This window comes from Salmonella sp. 2020_1395 (assembly GCF_043848115.1).
GTDB lineage: Bacteria > Pseudomonadota > Gammaproteobacteria > Enterobacterales > Enterobacteriaceae > Salmonella > Salmonella enterica.
Genome location: NZ_JBCMFH010000004.1, coordinates 343,410 through 359,414 on the forward strand (window position 1 = coordinate 343,410; position 16,005 = coordinate 359,414).

The window sequence follows — 16,005 nt, forward strand, 5'->3', positions numbered from 1 at the left end:
GGGCGACGATCATGGCACAACATGGCGCTCTGGAAACACTCAAAGATCTGGCCGAAAAAGAGGTAGATGACGCGGCGCGTTTACTGGGCGAAATGCGTCGCGGCTGCCAACAGGCAGAAGAACAGCTCAAAATGCTGATCGATTATCAGAATGAGTATCGCAGTAATTTGAACACCGATATGGGCAACGGCATCGCCAGTAATCGCTGGATCAACTATCAGCAGTTTATTCAGACACTGGAAAAGGCGATAGAGCAGCATCGCCTCCAGCTTACGCAGTGGACGCAAAAAGTCGACCTGGCGCTGAAGAGCTGGCGTGAGAAAAAGCAGCGACTTCAGGCCTGGCAAACCTTACAGGACCGACAAACCGCGGCAGCGCTGTTAGCTGAAAACCGCATGGATCAGAAAAAGATGGATGAATTTGCTCAGCGTGCAGCAATGAGGAAACCCGAATGATCACCCTGCCCCAACTGATCACCACCGATACCGACATGACCGCGGGTCTGACGTCAGGAAAAACCACCGGTTCAGCCGAGGACTTTCTGGCGCTCCTGGCGGGCGCGTTAGGCGCAGACGGCGCACAGGGCAAAGACGCCCGCATCACGCTGGCCGATTTACAGGCGGCAGGCGGCAAGTTATCGAAAGAGCTACTGACCCAACATGGCGAGCCGGGCCAGGCGGTGAAGCTTGCCGACCTGCTGGCGCAAAAAGCGAATGCGACGGATGAAACGCTTACCGATCTGACACAAGCGCAGCATCTACTGTCTACGCTAACGCCATCGTTGAAAACCAGCGCTCTGGCCGCACTGAGTAAGACGGCGCAGCATGATGAGAAAACGCCCGCGCTGAGCGATGAGGATCTTGCCAGTCTGAGCGCCTTATTCGCCATGCTGCCCGGACAACCTGTCGCGACGCCTGTCGCCGGAGAGACGCTGGCTGAAAATCACATCGCCTTGCCGTCACTGTTGCGCGGCGACATGCCATCGGCGCCGCAGGAAGAGACACATACGCTCTCTTTTAGCGAGCATGAAAAAGGGAAAACCGAGGCGTCGCTTGCGCGCGCCAGCGACGATCGCGCCACGGGGCCATCACTGACGCCGCTGGTGGTCGCTGCCGCCGCGACCAGCGCGAAAGTGGAGGTGGATAGCCCGCCCGCGCCAGTAACGCATGGCGCGGCAATGCCGACGCTCAGCAGCGCCACGGCGCAACCGCAACCGCTACCTGTCGCCTCAGCCCCGGTACTCAGCGCGCCGTTAGGCAGCCATGAATGGCAGCAAACGTTCAGTCAGCAGGTCATGTTATTTACGCGTCAGGGACAGCAAAGCGCGCAGCTTCGATTGCATCCGGAAGAGTTAGGTCAGGTGCATATTTCGCTCAAGCTGGATGACAATCAGGCGCAGCTCCAGATGGTATCGCCGCACAGCCATGTCCGCGCCGCGCTGGAAGCCGCCCTGCCCATGTTGCGCACTCAGTTGGCGGAAAGCGGCATTCAGTTGGGACAAAGCAGCATCAGTAGCGAAAGCTTTGCCGGACAGCAGCAGTCTTCATCGCAACAACAGTCTGCCCGCGCCCAACACACGGACGCGTTTGGCGCTGAAGATGACATAGCGTTAGCGGCGCCGGCCTCGCTTCAGGCCGCCGCGCGCGGCAATGGCGCAGTGGATATCTTCGCCTAACGCCAGAGGTAGCATGATTATCCGCGTCTTTTCCACGCTTTGTCGTGGACAGGACACGGGATAATCAGCCAATAAGCAGTACCGAAACAGGAAGCCCGTATCAGATGACTGACTCCGCGATTAACAAAAAGAGCAAACGCTCGATTTGGATACCTTTGCTGGTGTTGATTACCCTCGCCGCCTGCGCGACCGCCGGTTATAGCTACTGGCGTATGCAGCAGCAACCGACCACGAACGCTAAAGCGGAACCGGCTCCGCCGCCCGCGCCGGTATTTTTTGCGCTGGATACGTTTACCGTCAATCTGGGCGATGCGGATCGCGTGTTGTATATCGGCGTGACCCTGCGTCTGAAAGACGAAGCGACACGCGCGCGATTAAATGAATATCTGCCGGAAGTACGCAGCCGTCTGCTGTTGTTGTTTTCCCGCCAGAATGCCGCCGAGCTCTCAACAGAAGCTGGCAAACAAAAACTGATTGCCGCCATTAAAGAGACGCTGGCCGCGCCGCTCGTTGCCGGACAACCAAAACAGGTCGTCACTGACGTGCTTTATACAGCTTTTATTCTGCGGTAACGATATGGGCGATAGTATTCTTTCTCAGGCTGAAATCGACGCGCTGTTGAACGGCGACAGCGACACCAAAGACGAACCCACTCCCGGTATCGCAAGCGATAGCGATATTCGCCCTTACGATCCCAATACTCAGCGTCGCGTCGTGCGTGAACGCTTGCAGGCGCTGGAGATTATTAACGAGCGTTTCGCACGCCAGTTCCGGATGGGATTATTTAACCTGCTGCGCCGCAGCCCGGATATTACCGTGGGTGCCATACGTATTCAGCCGTATCACGAATTTGCGCGTAACCTGCCGGTACCGACCAACCTGAACCTGATCCACCTGAAGCCGCTACGCGGCACCGGGTTGGTGGTGTTCTCGCCGAGTCTGGTGTTTATTGCCGTCGATAACCTGTTCGGCGGCGACGGTCGTTTTCCGACCAAAGTCGAGGGCCGCGAGTTTACCCATACGGAACAGCGTGTCATCAACCGTATGCTGAAACTGGCGCTGGAAGGCTATAGCGACGCATGGAAAGCCATTAATCCGCTGGAAGTGGAGTATGTGCGTTCCGAAATGCAGGTGAAATTTACCAATATCACCACCTCGCCGAACGATATCGTCGTCAATACGCCGTTTCATGTGGAGATCGGCAATCTGACCGGTGAATTTAACATCTGTCTGCCATTTAGCATGATCGAGCCGCTGCGTGAGCTGCTGGTGAATCCGCCGCTGGAAAACTCGCGCCATGAAGATCAGAACTGGCGTGATAACCTGGTACGCCAGGTTCAGCACTCTGAACTGGAGCTGGTGGCCAATTTTGCCGATATTCCGTTACGTCTTTCCCAGATTTTGAAGCTGAAACCCGGCGATGTACTGCCGATTGAAAAACCCGACCGCATTATTGCTCATGTGGACGGCGTTCCGGTACTCACCAGCCAATATGGCACCGTAAACGGACAGTATGCGCTACGCGTAGAACATTTGATCAACCCAATTTTGAATTCGCTGAATGAGGAACAGCCCAAATGAGTGACATGAATAATCCGTCCGATGAGAATACTGGCGCATTGGATGATCTGTGGGCTGACGCGTTAAACGAGCAAAAAGCGACCACCAATAAAAGCGCCGCCGACGCGGTTTTCCAACAGCTTGGCGGCGGCGATGTCAGCGGTGCTATGCAGGATATCGATCTGATTATGGATATCCCGGTCAAACTGACCGTAGAGCTGGGCCGCACGCGAATGACCATTAAAGAACTGCTGCGTCTGACGCAGGGGTCGGTCGTCGCGCTGGACGGGCTGGCGGGCGAGCCGCTGGATATCCTGATTAATGGCTACCTGATTGCCCAGGGTGAAGTGGTCGTCGTGGCGGATAAATACGGCGTACGTATCACCGATATTATTACGCCATCCGAGCGTATGCGTCGTTTGAGTCGTTAATGATGAAGACAGAGGCCACGGTTTCTCAGCCCACCGCGCCAGCCGGATCGCCGCTCATGCAGGTGAGCGGCGCATTAATTGGCATTATTGCGCTCATTCTGGCGGCGGCCTGGGTGATTAAGCGTATGGGATTCGCGCCAAAAGGAAATAGCGTCCGGGGGCTCAAGGTGTCAGCCAGCGCCTCGCTTGGCCCGCGCGAACGCGTGGTGATTGTCGAGGTCGAAAATGCGCGCCTGGTACTGGGCGTGACCGCCTCGCAGATCAACCTGCTGCACACCCTGCCGCCCGCGGAGAATGACACGGAAGCACCCGTTGCCCCACCGGCGGATTTCCAGAACATGATGAAGAGCTTACTCAAGCGTTCCGGGAGATCCTGATGCGCCGTTTGTTATTCCTTTCTCTGGCGGGTCTGTGGCTTTTTAGTCCCGCCGCCGCTGCGCAACTGCCGGGGCTTATCAGCCAACCATTAGCGGGCGGAGGCCAAAGCTGGTCATTATCCGTCCAGACGCTGGTTTTCATCACCTCGCTGACGTTTCTGCCGGCGATTTTACTGATGATGACGAGCTTCACGCGTATCATCATTGTTTTTGGCCTGTTGCGTAACGCGCTGGGCACGCCCTCGGCACCGCCAAATCAGGTGTTACTCGGGCTGGCGTTGTTTTTGACCTTTTTTATTATGTCGCCCGTCATTGACAAGATTTACGTGGATGCTTACCAGCCGTTTAGCGAGCAGAAAATTTCTATGCAGGAAGCGCTGGATAAAGGCGCGCAACCGTTACGCGCGTTCATGCTGCGCCAAACCCGCGAAGCCGATCTGGCACTGTTTGCCCGTCTGGCCAATAGCGGTCCGTTACAGGGACCGGAAGCAGTACCGATGCGTATCCTCCTGCCCGCTTATGTCACCAGCGAATTAAAGACGGCGTTTCAGATCGGTTTTACGATTTTTATCCCTTTTTTGATTATCGACCTGGTGATCGCCAGCGTATTGATGGCGTTAGGGATGATGATGGTGCCGCCAGCGACAATCGCCCTGCCGTTTAAGCTGATGCTGTTTGTGCTGGTCGATGGTTGGCAATTGCTTGTAGGGTCGCTGGCCCAAAGCTTTTACAGTTAGAGGCGCAAAATGACTCCTGAATCCGTCATGATGATGGGCACCGAGGCGATGAAAGTCGCTCTCGCCCTGGCTGCGCCGCTGTTACTCGTCGCGCTGATTACCGGCCTCATTATCAGCATCTTGCAGGCCGCGACTCAGATTAATGAAATGACGCTGTCGTTTATCCCTAAAATCGTCGCGGTATTCATCGCAATTATCGTTGCCGGCCCGTGGATGCTCAACCTGCTGCTGGACTACGTACGCACTCTGTTCAGCAATTTACCTTATATCATCGGATAAACAGAACGATGATCCAGGTTACAAGCGAGCAATGGCTATACTGGCTGCATCTCTATTTCTGGCCTTTGCTGCGCATACTGGCGCTGATTTCAACGGCGCCCATTCTCAGCGAGCGCGCTATTCCCAAGCGGGTAAAACTGGGGTTGGGAATAATGATTACCCTTGTTATCGCGCCGTCGCTACCGGCAAACGATACGCCGCTTTTTTCTATTGCCGCCTTATGGCTGGCGATGCAACAAATTCTGATCGGTATTGCGCTGGGATTTACCATGCAATTCGCCTTTGCGGCGGTGCGTACCGCAGGTGAGTTTATCGGTCTGCAAATGGGGCTTTCCTTTGCCACCTTCGTCGACCCGGGCAGCCACCTGAATATGCCGGTTCTGGCGCGTATTATGGATATGCTCGCCATGCTACTGTTTCTCACCTTTAATGGCCATTTGTGGCTTATTTCGCTGCTGGTCGATACCTTCCATACTCTGCCCATCGGTAGTAACCCGGTGAACAGTAATGCATTTATGGCGCTCGCCAGGGCCGGTGGGCTCATTTTCTTAAACGGACTGATGCTGGCATTGCCGGTCATTACCCTCCTGCTTACGCTCAACCTGGCGCTGGGGCTATTAAACCGCATGGCGCCGCAGCTCTCGATATTTGTTATCGGTTTCCCGCTTACCCTCACCGTCGGCATTATGCTGATGGCCGCGCTAATGCCATTAATTGCGCCGTTTTGCGAACATTTATTCAGCGAAATTTTCAATTTGCTTGCTGATATTGTTAGCGAGATGCCGATAAATAATAACCCATAATTTTTATCCTGTTTTACTAAGGTTTATCCGAAAATAAATTTTAAAAAACATTCACCAGGATATATCCGCTGCCCCTTATTTGTTTTTACTTCACTCACATAACGCAACATTCACTTTACTTTAAGATGATTCCTGGCAAATTATATGTAACTTTACGGGATAGTAAGTTCGCCTGAAAAACCGCGTAAGCGTTGTCTAAGGTGACTATTCGTGTTCCGTCTGATTATGGTGAGTTATTCAGGTAAGGGGAATTATCGTTACGCATTGAGTGAGGGTATGCCATGTCAACGATTATTATGGATTTATGCAGTTACACCCGGCTAGGGTTAAGCGGGTATCTGGTCAGCAGAGGGGTGAAAAAAAGGGAAATCAACGACATCGAAACCGTTGACGAACTCGCTATCGCTTGTGGCGCGCATCAGCCTTCGGTGGTGTTTATTAATGAGGACTGTTTCATTCATACGCCTTCAGACAGTCAACAAATAAAGCAAATCATTAATCAACATCCTGACACGTTATTTATTGTTTTTATGGCAATTGCTAATGTGCATTTTGATGAATATTTATTAGTAAGAAAAAACTTATTGATTAGCTCGAAATCGATTAAACCTGACTCGCTGGATACCATTCTTGGCGATATTCTGAAAAAAGAGTCGGGTATTTCAGGAACCATAAATTTACCAACATTATCGTTAAGTCGAACTGAATCCAGCATGTTGCGAATGTGGATGGAAGGTCAGGGAACCATTCAGATTTCTGACAGAATGAATATTAAAGCAAAAACAGTATCCTCCCATAAGGGGAATATAAAAAGAAAGATAAAAACGCATAATAAACAAGTGATCTATCACGTAGTGCGGCTGACAGATAACGTCACTAACGGCATTTTTGTTAACATGCGCTGAGACATCCGGACTGGCAATGTACCTCCAGTCCGGCTCAATTAGTCCTGCTCCGCCTTCTCGACAAAAATACCATCCTGGTGACCTGACTCATTGAAGAACCAGATGCCGAGCGGGTAATCCTCCAGCGAAACCAGGTACATTGTGCCTTCACTAAATTCTTCCACTGCCAGTACCACGCCTGGTCGGCGGGGACCGCCGTCCGTTTTAACGGTTACCCGATCATTCACCTTCATCATTTTCCTCCTGTCGCTTTGTGCCAGTGTAGAACAATTTTCTGCGTCTGACAGCGCCTTGCTGGCGTGTTTGCTGGTTTTCTCAACGGTCTATACTTAGGCTGTCAGGAACCCGTGAGGTAGTGAAGATGAAAACGGCAAAAGAGTACAGTGATACGGCCAAGCGCGAAGTGAGCGTCGATGTAGATGCGCTACTGGCGGCCATCAATGAAATCAGCGAAAGCGAGGTTCACCGTAGCCAGGAAGATCCTGAGCGGGTGAGCGTAGACGGACGGGAATATCATACATGGCATGAATTAGCTGAAGCATTCGAGCTGGATATTCATGATTTTAGTGTAACAGAAGTAAACCGTTAAAAATGGCCGAAAAAAATCCCGGCCCTACGGGTCGGGATCAAACTTGCTTATGCAAGAAGCACTTGAAAATTCGTTACACCAGGAAATCTGATGTGAGATTTACCTTATCTGCAATTTTTTTGCATGACAAGTAAATATTTTTTACATGAATGATTAAGCGCGCTAATAGTTCGGTAGCAAAAGTGTGACAACGCATGTGCTGCCTGGAAGCGACGGGATCGGTTCCAGTTAGCGTTCGACTTCTTTCGGGTGTGCTTTAGGACTTTTCCTGGAAATAAGCCCGCCGTTGCAACGGAAAATGAGGAAAAAATGCTCTCAATCCATGACCCCTTGCTGATTTTTACCGATCTGGACGGCACATTGCTGAACAGCCACACGTTTGAGTGGCAGCCCGCGGCTCCCTGGCTTACACGCCTGCATGAAAGCGGCGTGCCCGTGATCCTCTGTAGCAGTAAAACCGCGGCTGAAATGCTCCAGCTCCAGACGACGTTAAATCTACAGGGACTGCCGCTGATTGCGGAAAACGGCGCGGTGATCCAACTGGACGTTCATTGGGAAGACCATCCCAACTATCCCCGCCTGATAGCCGGTATTTCTCACAACGAAATCCGCCTCGTCCTGCATAAATTGCGTGAAAAGGAACAGTTTAAGTTCACCACGTTTGATGACGTTGACGATCAGGTGATAAGCGAATGGACGGGCCTAAACCGGGCACAGTCTGCCCTAACCCGTCTGCATGAAGCGTCGGTGTCGCTGATCTGGCGCGATAGCGATGAACGCATGGCGCAGTTTGTCGCCCGTTTAAATGACCTGGGACTGCAATTTGTCCATGGCGCCCGTTTCTGGCATGTGCTGGACGCCTCCGCCGGTAAAGATCAGGCTGCTAACTGGCTGATAGAAGCATATCGTCGGCAGTGGCGCGCGCGTCCTCTGACGTTGGGACTGGGAGACGGTCCCAATGATGCGCCTTTACTGGATGTGATGGATTATGCGGTTGTCGTTAAAGGGCTAAACCGGGAGGGCGTACATTTGCGTAACGACGATCCTCAGCGCGTCTACCGTAGCCAGACCGAAGGGCCGGATGGCTGGCGCGAAGGAATGGACTATTTCTTTTCCCGCTCCTGAGTCGCGTCGCTGGCGCAAATACGGTTACGTCCGGACTGTTTGGCGTAATAAAGCCGTTTGTCGGCCAGTGACTGCAACTGCTCAAAATCATAGTCGCCGTATTCCTCCGCGCTACTGATCCCCATTGACGCGCTGATACGAAGCGTCGTGCTTTTCGTCACCAGAATCTCTTTGTCATTAATGCGCTGGCGTATGCGTTCGGCAATCTGCAGCGCCTGAGCTTTCGTCGCGCCGGGCAGCACGATACAAAACTCTTCGCCCCCTACCCGTCCGGCGATGTCGTGCGCCCGAATGGTGCTGCCAATGAGCCCAGCGGCATGGGACAACACGCGATCGCCTGCCTGATGACCAAAGCGATCGTTAACGCTTTTAAAATAATCTAAGTCCAGCTGTATCACAGAAAATGGCTGGCGGGCTTCCCGGTAACGCTTTGCCAGCCTGGACGCTTTTTCAAACAGCGCGCCACGGTTATACAGCCGGGTCAGCGGATCGTGCCATGCCTGCCATTGCAGCGAATTTTGCAGAACAAACATGTTTTTGACCATATGTCGAATAACGCCCCAGGAGATCAACAGCATCGCCGTAAAAAGCACCCATAACAGCGTCAGCGCGATACTAATACTGCCAAAATTCCCTTGTATGCCTTCACGTAATGTATGCACGCGCAGCAGGACGCCATCAAAATGATCCAGCCGCTCCCAGCTTACATAATGCGTTCCTAAACGCAGCCCGCCCAGGGTATCTTTTTCTATTTCACGCGCCAGTAAGGCGCGCTCACGGTCATTTAACGTATTCGCGGTTTGTTGTTCCGGCGCGGAGTCCGTCAACAAACGGAGATGGTTATCGTATAGCTGATATTCCCCTTCAATATCCTTTTCGGCCGCATCGCGCAGGAACCGCTGTAATGACGCGACGGGAATATCCATTGCCAGTACGCCATACCAGTAATTATCGTGATCCAGCGGTAGACTGGCTGTCACTTTTTTCTGCTCGTCAGCAACATAGGGCTGTGCGGAGGTAAACCACCGCACGCCACGCTGTGGGTTACGCCGTTGGCTTTGCTCGATAAACCAGGGCTGGGTCACGTACTGATAGTAACGGGAGACAATATCGCTACCGTACGCCGTAGGGAGAGTTGAGAGGTAAAACCCTGAGCGAGAAACATACATCGTCTCCAGCGTCAGCATGGCGGATGAGCGCGCCAGACGCGCCAGATACCCTAACTCCAGCGTGGCGGTTAATTCATTTGCCAGGTCACGACTCTCCCGCGAAAGAAGCGTCGTCCGGGCGACAAATTGATCGGAAACGCCATATAACGGCAATGTCCGCCGCTTATCCAACTCCAGTTGCCAGAAATGTCTGACGCGTCGTTGCTCAAACTGCGTCACCGCGCTTTGCAATGCGGAAAAAGCCAGCGGCGCCACCAGCGCTTCATGCATACCGTTGCGTAAAAAGATCAACCTGTCCATGTTGAATTGCAGTTGGCGGTCAAGGACATTCGCGACGCTCCCCAGATGATTGCGCTGACTGGCGACATACGCGTCTTTCAGTATCATCACTTCCCGCCAGGTAAGTAGCGTCGAGAACAGCATCACGATCAGAAAACAGGTGTTGACGACATGACCGGGACCAAAACGCCGCGCCAGCTTTTTAAACCAGCCTTGATTGTCTAACAGTGTTTCGTGCGGCACCCTGGTAACTCCTGGTTATTGATACAACTCCCCCTGATGGCTTACGGTAGCCAGACCTCATCAAGGGATACCACTCAATCCTGGCATAACCAGGTAGCAGCATGTCGCAGCGCGACGACTCTTTTTCTCCACAGCAAAACGCCCGGCATTAACCGGGCGTTTTGTCATCGGGCTTCGTCCCGCACGCGCCTTTCCTTGCCTGGCACGAGCTCATTCTCATGGAATGCCTCCCGCTTTACGCCAAAACCATCATACCAGCGACACTCTACCATTCCGCTGGAATAACCGGTGACGATCATCCGGGGCCCACCCTCTTTCACGGTAACTTCCTCACTGACAGAAAAGACCATACCTGCCTCCTGTATCAGATGAAACGTTTTCACCTTAGACGAGGATGGACAATTTTGCATAATTCATTCTAGAAAATCAGTGCGAAACACCGCGAATTTTCGCCACACCTTTCACCAGCGCCACCACAATGGCGCCGATAATAAAGCCGAGCACCAGATTCAGCCCCGCAGGGATCGTATGCGCCATGAAAGCCCCCTGCTGCTGCGCAAAATGTTCAATGGCATGGTGTAGCGGCGCAATACCGTGTACGACAATCCCGCCGCCGACCAGAAACATCGCCAGCGTACCGACAATGGATAATGCTTTCATTAACCAGGGCGCGATAATCAGTAATCCTTTACCGACGCCCTGCGCCAGCACGCTACGCTTTTCCGCCAGCCAGTACCCCATATCATCCAGTTTGACAATAATACCCACCAGGCCATATACGCCAATAGTCACAACCAAAGCAATCCCCGCCAGCACCAACACCTGATTAAGCAGCGGCGCCTGCGCGACAATCCCCAGGGTAATGGCCACAATTTCAGCGGACAGAATGAAATCGGTACGGACCGCCCCTTTTACTTTATCTTTTTCAAAGGCCAAAGGATCTTGCGCAGCCAGCGCCTCAAGACGTTTTTGCCGCTCCGCCGGGTCTTCTTTGTGTTTTCGCGCCTCAAAGGTATGCAGGACTTTTTCTACCCCTTCAAAGCAGAGAAACGCGCCGCCTAACATTAATAAAGGCGTAATGGCCCACGGGATAAATGCGCTTATCAACAGCGCCAACGGCACCAGAATAACCTTGTTGATTAATGATCCTTTCGCCACGCTCCATACCACTGGCAGCTCGCGATTAGCGCGAACGCCGGTCACCTGCTGCGCATTGAGCGACAGGTCATCCCCCAGTACGCCCGCGGTTTTTTTCGCGGCCAATTTGCCCATTACCGAAATATCGTCCAGCAGCGTGGCGATATCGTCGAGTAATGTCAGTAAGCTACTTCCTGCCAAAATGATTTCCTCGGTCTTTTCTTCTAAGACGTTAAGTATGTAGCAAAATGCGTAATGCCGAAACCGGCGGCGCGGGTCAACGCCTTTTTATTCCAAAAGGACAATTATAATGCTCGCCAGCATAATAATTTTGACGTTTACTATATTCACCCTTTTTATTTCACCGTGAGTGATTATGCGTTTCCGGCAGTTATTACCTCTTTTTGGCGCGCTTTTTGCCTTGTATATCATTTGGGGGTCTACCTATTTTGTTATCCGCATAGGCGTTGAAAGCTGGCCGCCGCTGATGATGGCTGGCGTACGTTTTCTCTCGGCGGGGATGTTGCTCATGGCGTTTTTGCTGTTGCGCGGCGAAAAACTTCCGCCGCTGCGCCAGACCATCAACGCCGCGCTGATTGGTCTACTGCTGCTGGCGGTGGGTAACGGTCTGGTGACGGTGGCGGAGCATCAAAACGTGCCATCGGGCATTGCTGCCGTCGTGGTCGCCACTGTCCCGCTATTTACGCTGTGCTTTAGCTACTTTTTTGGTATTAAAACGCGCAAATTAGAATGGGTGGGGATTGCCATTGGACTTGCCGGGATTATTCTGCTGAACAGCGGCGGTAATTTAAGCGGCAATCCGTGGGGCGCGATTTTGATCCTGATAGGTTCGATGAGCTGGGCATTTGGTTCCGTTTACGGCTCGCGCATCGCCCTGCCTGTGGGCATGATGGCGGGCGCGATTGAAATGCTGGCGGCGGGCGTGGTATTGCTTTGCGCGGCGTTTCTTTCCGGCGAAAAGCTCGCCACGCTGCCTGGTTTATCGGGGTTTATGGCCGTCGGCTACCTGGCGTTATTCGGTTCTATTATCGCCATTAATGCCTATATGTACCTGATTCGCAACGTCAGTCCGGCGCTGGCGACCAGCTACGCCTATGTGAACCCGGTTGTCGCCGTGTTGCTTGGCACTGGCCTGGGCGGCGAGAGGTTATCGCCCGTTGAATGGGCCGCGCTGGGTGTGATTGTGTTTGCCGTAGTGCTGGTGACTCTGGGTAAGTACCTGTTTCCCGCCAGGGCGGTGGTCACGCCGTGTAAAACGGAAGATTCACGCCAGTAGATGAATCCCCTGGGTGTCGATCTGCGCGCTGGCGCCGCCGCCGCAGATCCACTCTTCCAGGCGCTCCGCCAACGCCGCGTCGCTCAATTTCGCTCGTCCGCGCAAGGCGCACTCCCAGACGATCAGTACCCGCCAGCCAAGCGCCTGTAAACGCTGAATATCGCGCTCATCGCGCTCAACGTTCTTACCGATTTTTTCCAGCCAGAAAGCCGTTCGCGTGGCCGGTACTTTGAACAGATAACAGTGGTGATGATGCCAAAAGCAGCCGTGAGTAAAAATCACACAATCATAGTCATTCACCACAAAGTCCGGCTTGCCCGGTAATGTCGCGTCCTGAGTATGAAATGTAATCCCCTGCGCGCTTAGCAGGCCGGCAAGACGTTTTTCAATAGCCGTATCGCGGGTCGCTATCGCGCGCATATTTTTACTGCGCGTGGCTTTATCGTGAACGTCCGCCATCTACCGTCTCTCTCTGACGCAGCATCACCGCCTGGTGAATTTTGGGTTCCAGCAGCTTTGCTACCGCGGCAAATACCGGCACCACCACGGAGTTGCCAAACTGGCGATAGGCCTGCGTATCCGAGACAGGTATCCTGAACTGGTACGTTTGCGGCGCCTCAAATCCCATTAAACGCGCGCACTCTCTCGGCGTGAGTCGGCGGGGACGATGTTGTTGGTTGCCAGCATCGTCGAAATTCACTTCGCCTTTCGCCATATCCCAACCACGATCGATCAGAATTTCGGCGCCATCTTTGTAGTAGCGAGCAGATAACGTGCGCGCCACACTTTCCGGATTGTCAGGGTAAACCATGCCATAGCCAAAACCGTTTCCCCGCGCCTGGTGCTTTTTCGCGTAGCGATATAAATATTTCCACAGCACCGGCGTCAGGATATATTTGGCTTCGACGACGGGCTCCAGCAGTTCTGCCAGCGTCGGACGGCGCGGTGGATAACAGCGGGCGATATTGCGTAACGTAAAATCGGTTTTCAGGTTTAAATCGCGACGGAATCCCACCAACACAATACGTTCCCGATGCTGAGGAAGAAAGTGCTGCCCGTCGATAATTTTCGGATCGTCCGGGCCATTGTCAGCGGCATCCGCCACGTCATATCCCAGTTCATCGAGCGTTTGCATAATAATGCGGAAAGTGTTGCCCTGGTCGTGACTTTTAAGGTTTTTCACGTTTTCCAGCACAAACAGCGCGGGGCGGCGAGCGTCGATAATTCTTACGACATCAAAAAATAACGTCCCCTGAGTCTCGCAGGCAAAGCCGTGGGCGCGGCCCAGCGCATTTTTCTTGGAAACGCCCGCCAGAGAAAATGGCTGACAGGGAAAGCCCGCCAACAGGACATCATGTTGCGGAATATGCTGGCGAATGTGTTCCGCCGCCTCATCATCGCTGACCCCTTCCCGGTGGCTCAACGTGATATCGCGGATATCTTCATTAAAGCGATGTTGCAGCGGATCGCAAAAATAGTTCGCTTTATATGTCCGTACCGCGTGCTTATTCCATTCGCTGGTAAACACGCACTGTCCGCCTATCGCTTCAAATCCGCGGCGAATGCCGCCGATGCCCGCGAAGAGATCGATAAAACGAAAGGCGTAATGTGGATGATGCGCTGGCGGCGTCGGCAACTCTGTTTTAAGACAGGTGAGTTCATTGTCGCTCAAGCGATGCCATGCCGCGTTCATCATTACGCGCTTGAAGATGGCCGGGCTCCAGTGCTGCTCGCCCAGGCCGTTAAGGTGCGCCACCAGCGTTTTAACATCGTAGATTTCCAGCAATTGACTCAGCATCGCCTGGATCTCGCTTCCGGCGTCGTCGGCGATGAGGTTCCGGGCGTGTGTTACTGAAATATTTTCCTGCATACATTTAACCGGCCAAAAATAATTGCCGACAGACTAACATAAAATGACGCGGTTTACGTTTCAGCGGCAGGGGTTACTGATGCGTAGCAAACATCTGGATGACCGCCTCATCCCGTGTTTCATAGTCGCCTTTCAGCTCAGCGCTCAGTTTCGCCATGTACGACACCAGAAAATCCGCATTACGCTGCGCCAGGGACTTGCCCCGTTCGGTCTGCATCGTCAGCGGCAGTTTCAGCAGTTTGGTTTGAAAATGGTCGAGCGCGAATTGCTTATCGTTAAGAGGCCGTCTGTCGGCAAAGGGATCGTCGGCATCAAACAGCGCGACGCCCAGCGCGCCGGAGACCGCGAAGACCCGCGCCAGACCAATGGCGCCCAACGCCTCCAGCCTGTCTGCATCCTGTACGATTTTTGCCTCTGGCGTGATAGGCGCAATTTTTGCGCTGAAGCTATGCGCTTCGATAGCATGACAAATGCCCGCCAGTTTTTCTGCCGGAAAGTCAGGAAAATCCCGCAGAAAAATACGCCGGGTTTCTGCCGCCGCCAGAATGGAAGAACGATGCCGCTGCGGATGATTTTTCGCCAGGCTGACGATGTCATGGAAATAACATGCCGATAGCACCACCAGCCAGTCGACAGGACTGTTTTCCCCCAGCGTTTGCGCGGTTGCCCAAACACGACGAAAATGGGAGATGTCATGGGCGGCATCCTGTTCCTGGTGGTGGTGACGTAGCCAGTCTTCAAACTGCGATTGCCAGTATCCTGAGTCCATACGCCCTCTCTTTATAGCAGACCATTTTTATTACATGCCTGAGCACAGGGTTCGCTATCCTGACATATCCGCCACCACTTTACATCCTTGCGTGCTTGCGCGTTTCTGGCTGAGTGTCGGCGGGATACCCCCTGTTTTTGCGAGGCCGGGTGTACCAGGCAATACTCCCCAGAATAAGCCAGACGACGCCCAGCGAAAGCGCGTTAAGCCATTTTTCCGTTGCGCTGCCAGGAGTGCTGATTGGGCCGAGAACCGGCTCGGTTTGTATGGCGGACATCAGCCACACGCAACGCGCCATCGCCCAGATGAAGTAGCCGCAAAAGGTATAAAAAACCCATAACGCTAATTTACCGCCCATGCTACGGGTGGCGTTGTCCTCCCTGGTACTCAAACTTTACTCCGCTTTTGTGATGTAAGTCATATGACATTAATTACATTATAATGTGATATTAGTCACATTTCGACCATAGAATACCTTATCCACCTGTTCTGGTTATTCATTCCACAAATAGTTTATTCTCAGTTAATGTTGCGTCTGGCGCTGAACCTGCTGTTAAATAAGGGAATGGTGATTGAATCGCACTCTGATGCAGAATAACCCATCACCAGAACAACTTATTTTTACGCACCGCGATAGCGTTTTATTTTATCAGCATTAAGTGTCAGAATGATTCGGTTATTAGCCTTTTATCATTTATTTTATCATTACCCACATTACCGGCATTTATGCCGGTTTTTTTTATGCTTTTTCATAATCAAA

Annotated in this window: 21 protein-coding genes; 13 read left to right on the forward strand and 8 right to left on the reverse strand. The window is 52.8% G+C overall.

The window, feature by feature from the left end; genetic code table 11:
- Positions 1-11: 11 nt before the first annotated feature.
- The 10 genes from fliJ (at position 12) to rcsA (ending at position 6,767) form a co-directional block, all read left to right on the forward strand.
- Positions 12-455 carry a flagellar export protein FliJ gene (fliJ, locus tag ACH0WD_RS09090; protein WP_000046981.1) on the forward strand — a complete coding sequence of 148 codons (444 nt, stop codon included), beginning with the start codon at positions 12-14 and terminating at the stop codon, positions 453-455.
- Positions 452-1,675, forward strand: coding sequence for a flagellar hook length control protein FliK (fliK, locus tag ACH0WD_RS09095; RefSeq protein WP_000631667.1), 1,224 nt, complete (start codon positions 452-454; stop codon positions 1,673-1,675). The genes fliJ and fliK overlap by 4 nt, the downstream gene beginning before the upstream one ends.
- Before the next feature lie 104 nt (positions 1,676-1,779).
- Positions 1,780-2,247 (forward strand): flagellar basal body-associated protein FliL, encoded by a 468-nt coding sequence (fliL, locus tag ACH0WD_RS09100; protein WP_000132169.1) that lies wholly within the window; start codon positions 1,780-1,782, stop codon positions 2,245-2,247.
- A 4-nt stretch (positions 2,248-2,251) separates the two neighbouring features.
- The gene (fliM, locus tag ACH0WD_RS09105; RefSeq protein ID WP_000502811.1) at positions 2,252-3,256 is read left to right on the forward strand and encodes a flagellar motor switch protein FliM; all 1,005 of its coding nucleotides are present in this window, start codon (positions 2,252-2,254) and stop codon (positions 3,254-3,256) included.
- The gene (fliN, locus tag ACH0WD_RS09110; RefSeq protein WP_001282111.1) at positions 3,253-3,666 is read left to right on the forward strand and encodes a flagellar motor switch protein FliN; all 414 of its coding nucleotides are present in this window, start codon (positions 3,253-3,255) and stop codon (positions 3,664-3,666) included. The genes fliM and fliN overlap by 4 nt, the downstream gene beginning before the upstream one ends.
- A complete protein-coding gene (fliO, locus tag ACH0WD_RS09115; RefSeq protein ID WP_000978276.1) occupies positions 3,666-4,043 on the forward strand; it encodes a flagellar biosynthetic protein FliO in 378 nt (125 codons plus the stop codon). The genes fliN and fliO overlap by 1 nt, the downstream gene beginning before the upstream one ends.
- A complete protein-coding gene (fliP, locus tag ACH0WD_RS09120; protein WP_001253411.1) occupies positions 4,043-4,780 on the forward strand; it encodes a flagellar type III secretion system pore protein FliP in 738 nt (245 codons plus the stop codon). Before fliO ends, fliP begins: the two co-directional genes overlap by 1 nt.
- A 9-nt stretch (positions 4,781-4,789) precedes the next feature.
- Positions 4,790-5,059: a flagellar biosynthesis protein FliQ gene (gene fliQ / locus ACH0WD_RS09125; RefSeq protein WP_000187355.1), complete on the forward strand. Its 270-nt coding sequence runs from the start codon at positions 4,790-4,792 to the stop codon at positions 5,057-5,059.
- Positions 5,060-5,067: 8 nt separating this feature from the next.
- Positions 5,068-5,862, forward strand: coding sequence for a flagellar biosynthetic protein FliR (fliR, locus tag ACH0WD_RS09130; protein WP_000616949.1), 795 nt, complete (start codon positions 5,068-5,070; stop codon positions 5,860-5,862).
- 281 nt (positions 5,863-6,143) lie between these two features.
- Positions 6,144-6,767, forward strand: coding sequence for a transcriptional regulator RcsA (gene rcsA / locus ACH0WD_RS09135; RefSeq protein ID WP_000103971.1), 624 nt, complete (start codon positions 6,144-6,146; stop codon positions 6,765-6,767).
- Between the two features lie 38 nt (positions 6,768-6,805).
- On the opposite strand, the gene dsrB is transcribed toward rcsA, so the two are convergent.
- The gene (dsrB, locus tag ACH0WD_RS09140) at positions 6,806-7,000 is read right to left on the reverse strand and encodes a protein DsrB (protein WP_000867218.1); all 195 of its coding nucleotides are present in this window, start codon (positions 6,998-7,000) and stop codon (positions 6,806-6,808) included.
- 128 nt (positions 7,001-7,128) lie between these two features.
- Here dsrB and yodD point away from each other — a divergent pair, with 128 nt between their 5' ends.
- Together yodD and ACH0WD_RS09150 are read left to right on the forward strand one after the other, a co-directional pair.
- On the forward strand, positions 7,129-7,356 hold the full coding sequence (yodD, locus tag ACH0WD_RS09145) for a YodD family peroxide/acid resistance protein (RefSeq protein WP_000844798.1): 228 nt from the start codon (positions 7,129-7,131) through the stop codon (positions 7,354-7,356).
- Between the two features lie 309 nt (positions 7,357-7,665).
- Positions 7,666-8,481: a mannosyl-3-phosphoglycerate phosphatase-related protein gene (locus tag ACH0WD_RS09150; RefSeq protein WP_000948795.1), complete on the forward strand. Its 816-nt coding sequence runs from the start codon at positions 7,666-7,668 to the stop codon at positions 8,479-8,481.
- On the opposite strand, the gene dgcQ is transcribed toward ACH0WD_RS09150, so the two are convergent.
- The 3 genes from dgcQ to ACH0WD_RS09165 all read right to left on the reverse strand — a co-directional run bounded on the left by dgcQ (position 8,460) and on the right by ACH0WD_RS09165 (position 11,516).
- The gene (dgcQ, locus tag ACH0WD_RS09155; RefSeq protein ID WP_001119828.1) at positions 8,460-10,172 is read right to left on the reverse strand and encodes a cellulose biosynthesis regulator diguanylate cyclase DgcQ; all 1,713 of its coding nucleotides are present in this window, start codon (positions 10,170-10,172) and stop codon (positions 8,460-8,462) included. The genes ACH0WD_RS09150 and dgcQ overlap by 22 nt on opposite strands.
- Before the next feature lie 164 nt (positions 10,173-10,336).
- On the reverse strand, positions 10,337-10,522 hold the full coding sequence (locus ACH0WD_RS09160; protein WP_000232161.1) for a YodC family protein: 186 nt from the start codon (positions 10,520-10,522) through the stop codon (positions 10,337-10,339).
- A 76-nt stretch (positions 10,523-10,598) separates the two neighbouring features.
- On the reverse strand, positions 10,599-11,516 hold the full coding sequence (locus tag ACH0WD_RS09165; RefSeq protein WP_085920526.1) for a DUF808 domain-containing protein: 918 nt from the start codon (positions 11,514-11,516) through the stop codon (positions 10,599-10,601).
- A gap of 169 nt (positions 11,517-11,685) precedes the next feature.
- On the opposite strand from ACH0WD_RS09165, the gene yedA reads away from it, so the two are divergent.
- Entirely contained in the window at positions 11,686-12,606 is a 921-nt protein-coding gene (yedA, locus tag ACH0WD_RS09170) for a drug/metabolite exporter YedA (protein WP_001212263.1), read from the forward strand.
- On the opposite strand, the gene ACH0WD_RS09175 is transcribed toward yedA, so the two are convergent.
- The 4 genes from ACH0WD_RS09175 to drpB form a co-directional block, all read right to left on the reverse strand.
- Entirely contained in the window at positions 12,595-13,065 is a 471-nt protein-coding gene (locus ACH0WD_RS09175) for a very short patch repair endonuclease (protein ID WP_000785978.1), read from the reverse strand. The two genes, yedA and ACH0WD_RS09175, sit on opposite strands and share 12 nt — an antisense overlap.
- Positions 13,046-14,476 (reverse strand): DNA cytosine methyltransferase, encoded by a 1,431-nt coding sequence (locus tag ACH0WD_RS09180; protein WP_001157300.1) that lies wholly within the window; start codon positions 14,474-14,476, stop codon positions 13,046-13,048. Before ACH0WD_RS09180 ends, ACH0WD_RS09175 begins: the two co-directional genes overlap by 20 nt.
- A 73-nt stretch (positions 14,477-14,549) precedes the next feature.
- Entirely contained in the window at positions 14,550-15,245 is a 696-nt protein-coding gene (locus ACH0WD_RS09185; RefSeq protein WP_000377051.1) for a phosphohydrolase, read from the reverse strand.
- Between the two features lie 79 nt (positions 15,246-15,324).
- Positions 15,325-15,636 (reverse strand): cell division protein DrpB, encoded by a 312-nt coding sequence (gene drpB, locus ACH0WD_RS09190; protein ID WP_000107435.1) that lies wholly within the window; start codon positions 15,634-15,636, stop codon positions 15,325-15,327.
- Positions 15,637-16,005 lie beyond the last annotated feature (369 nt).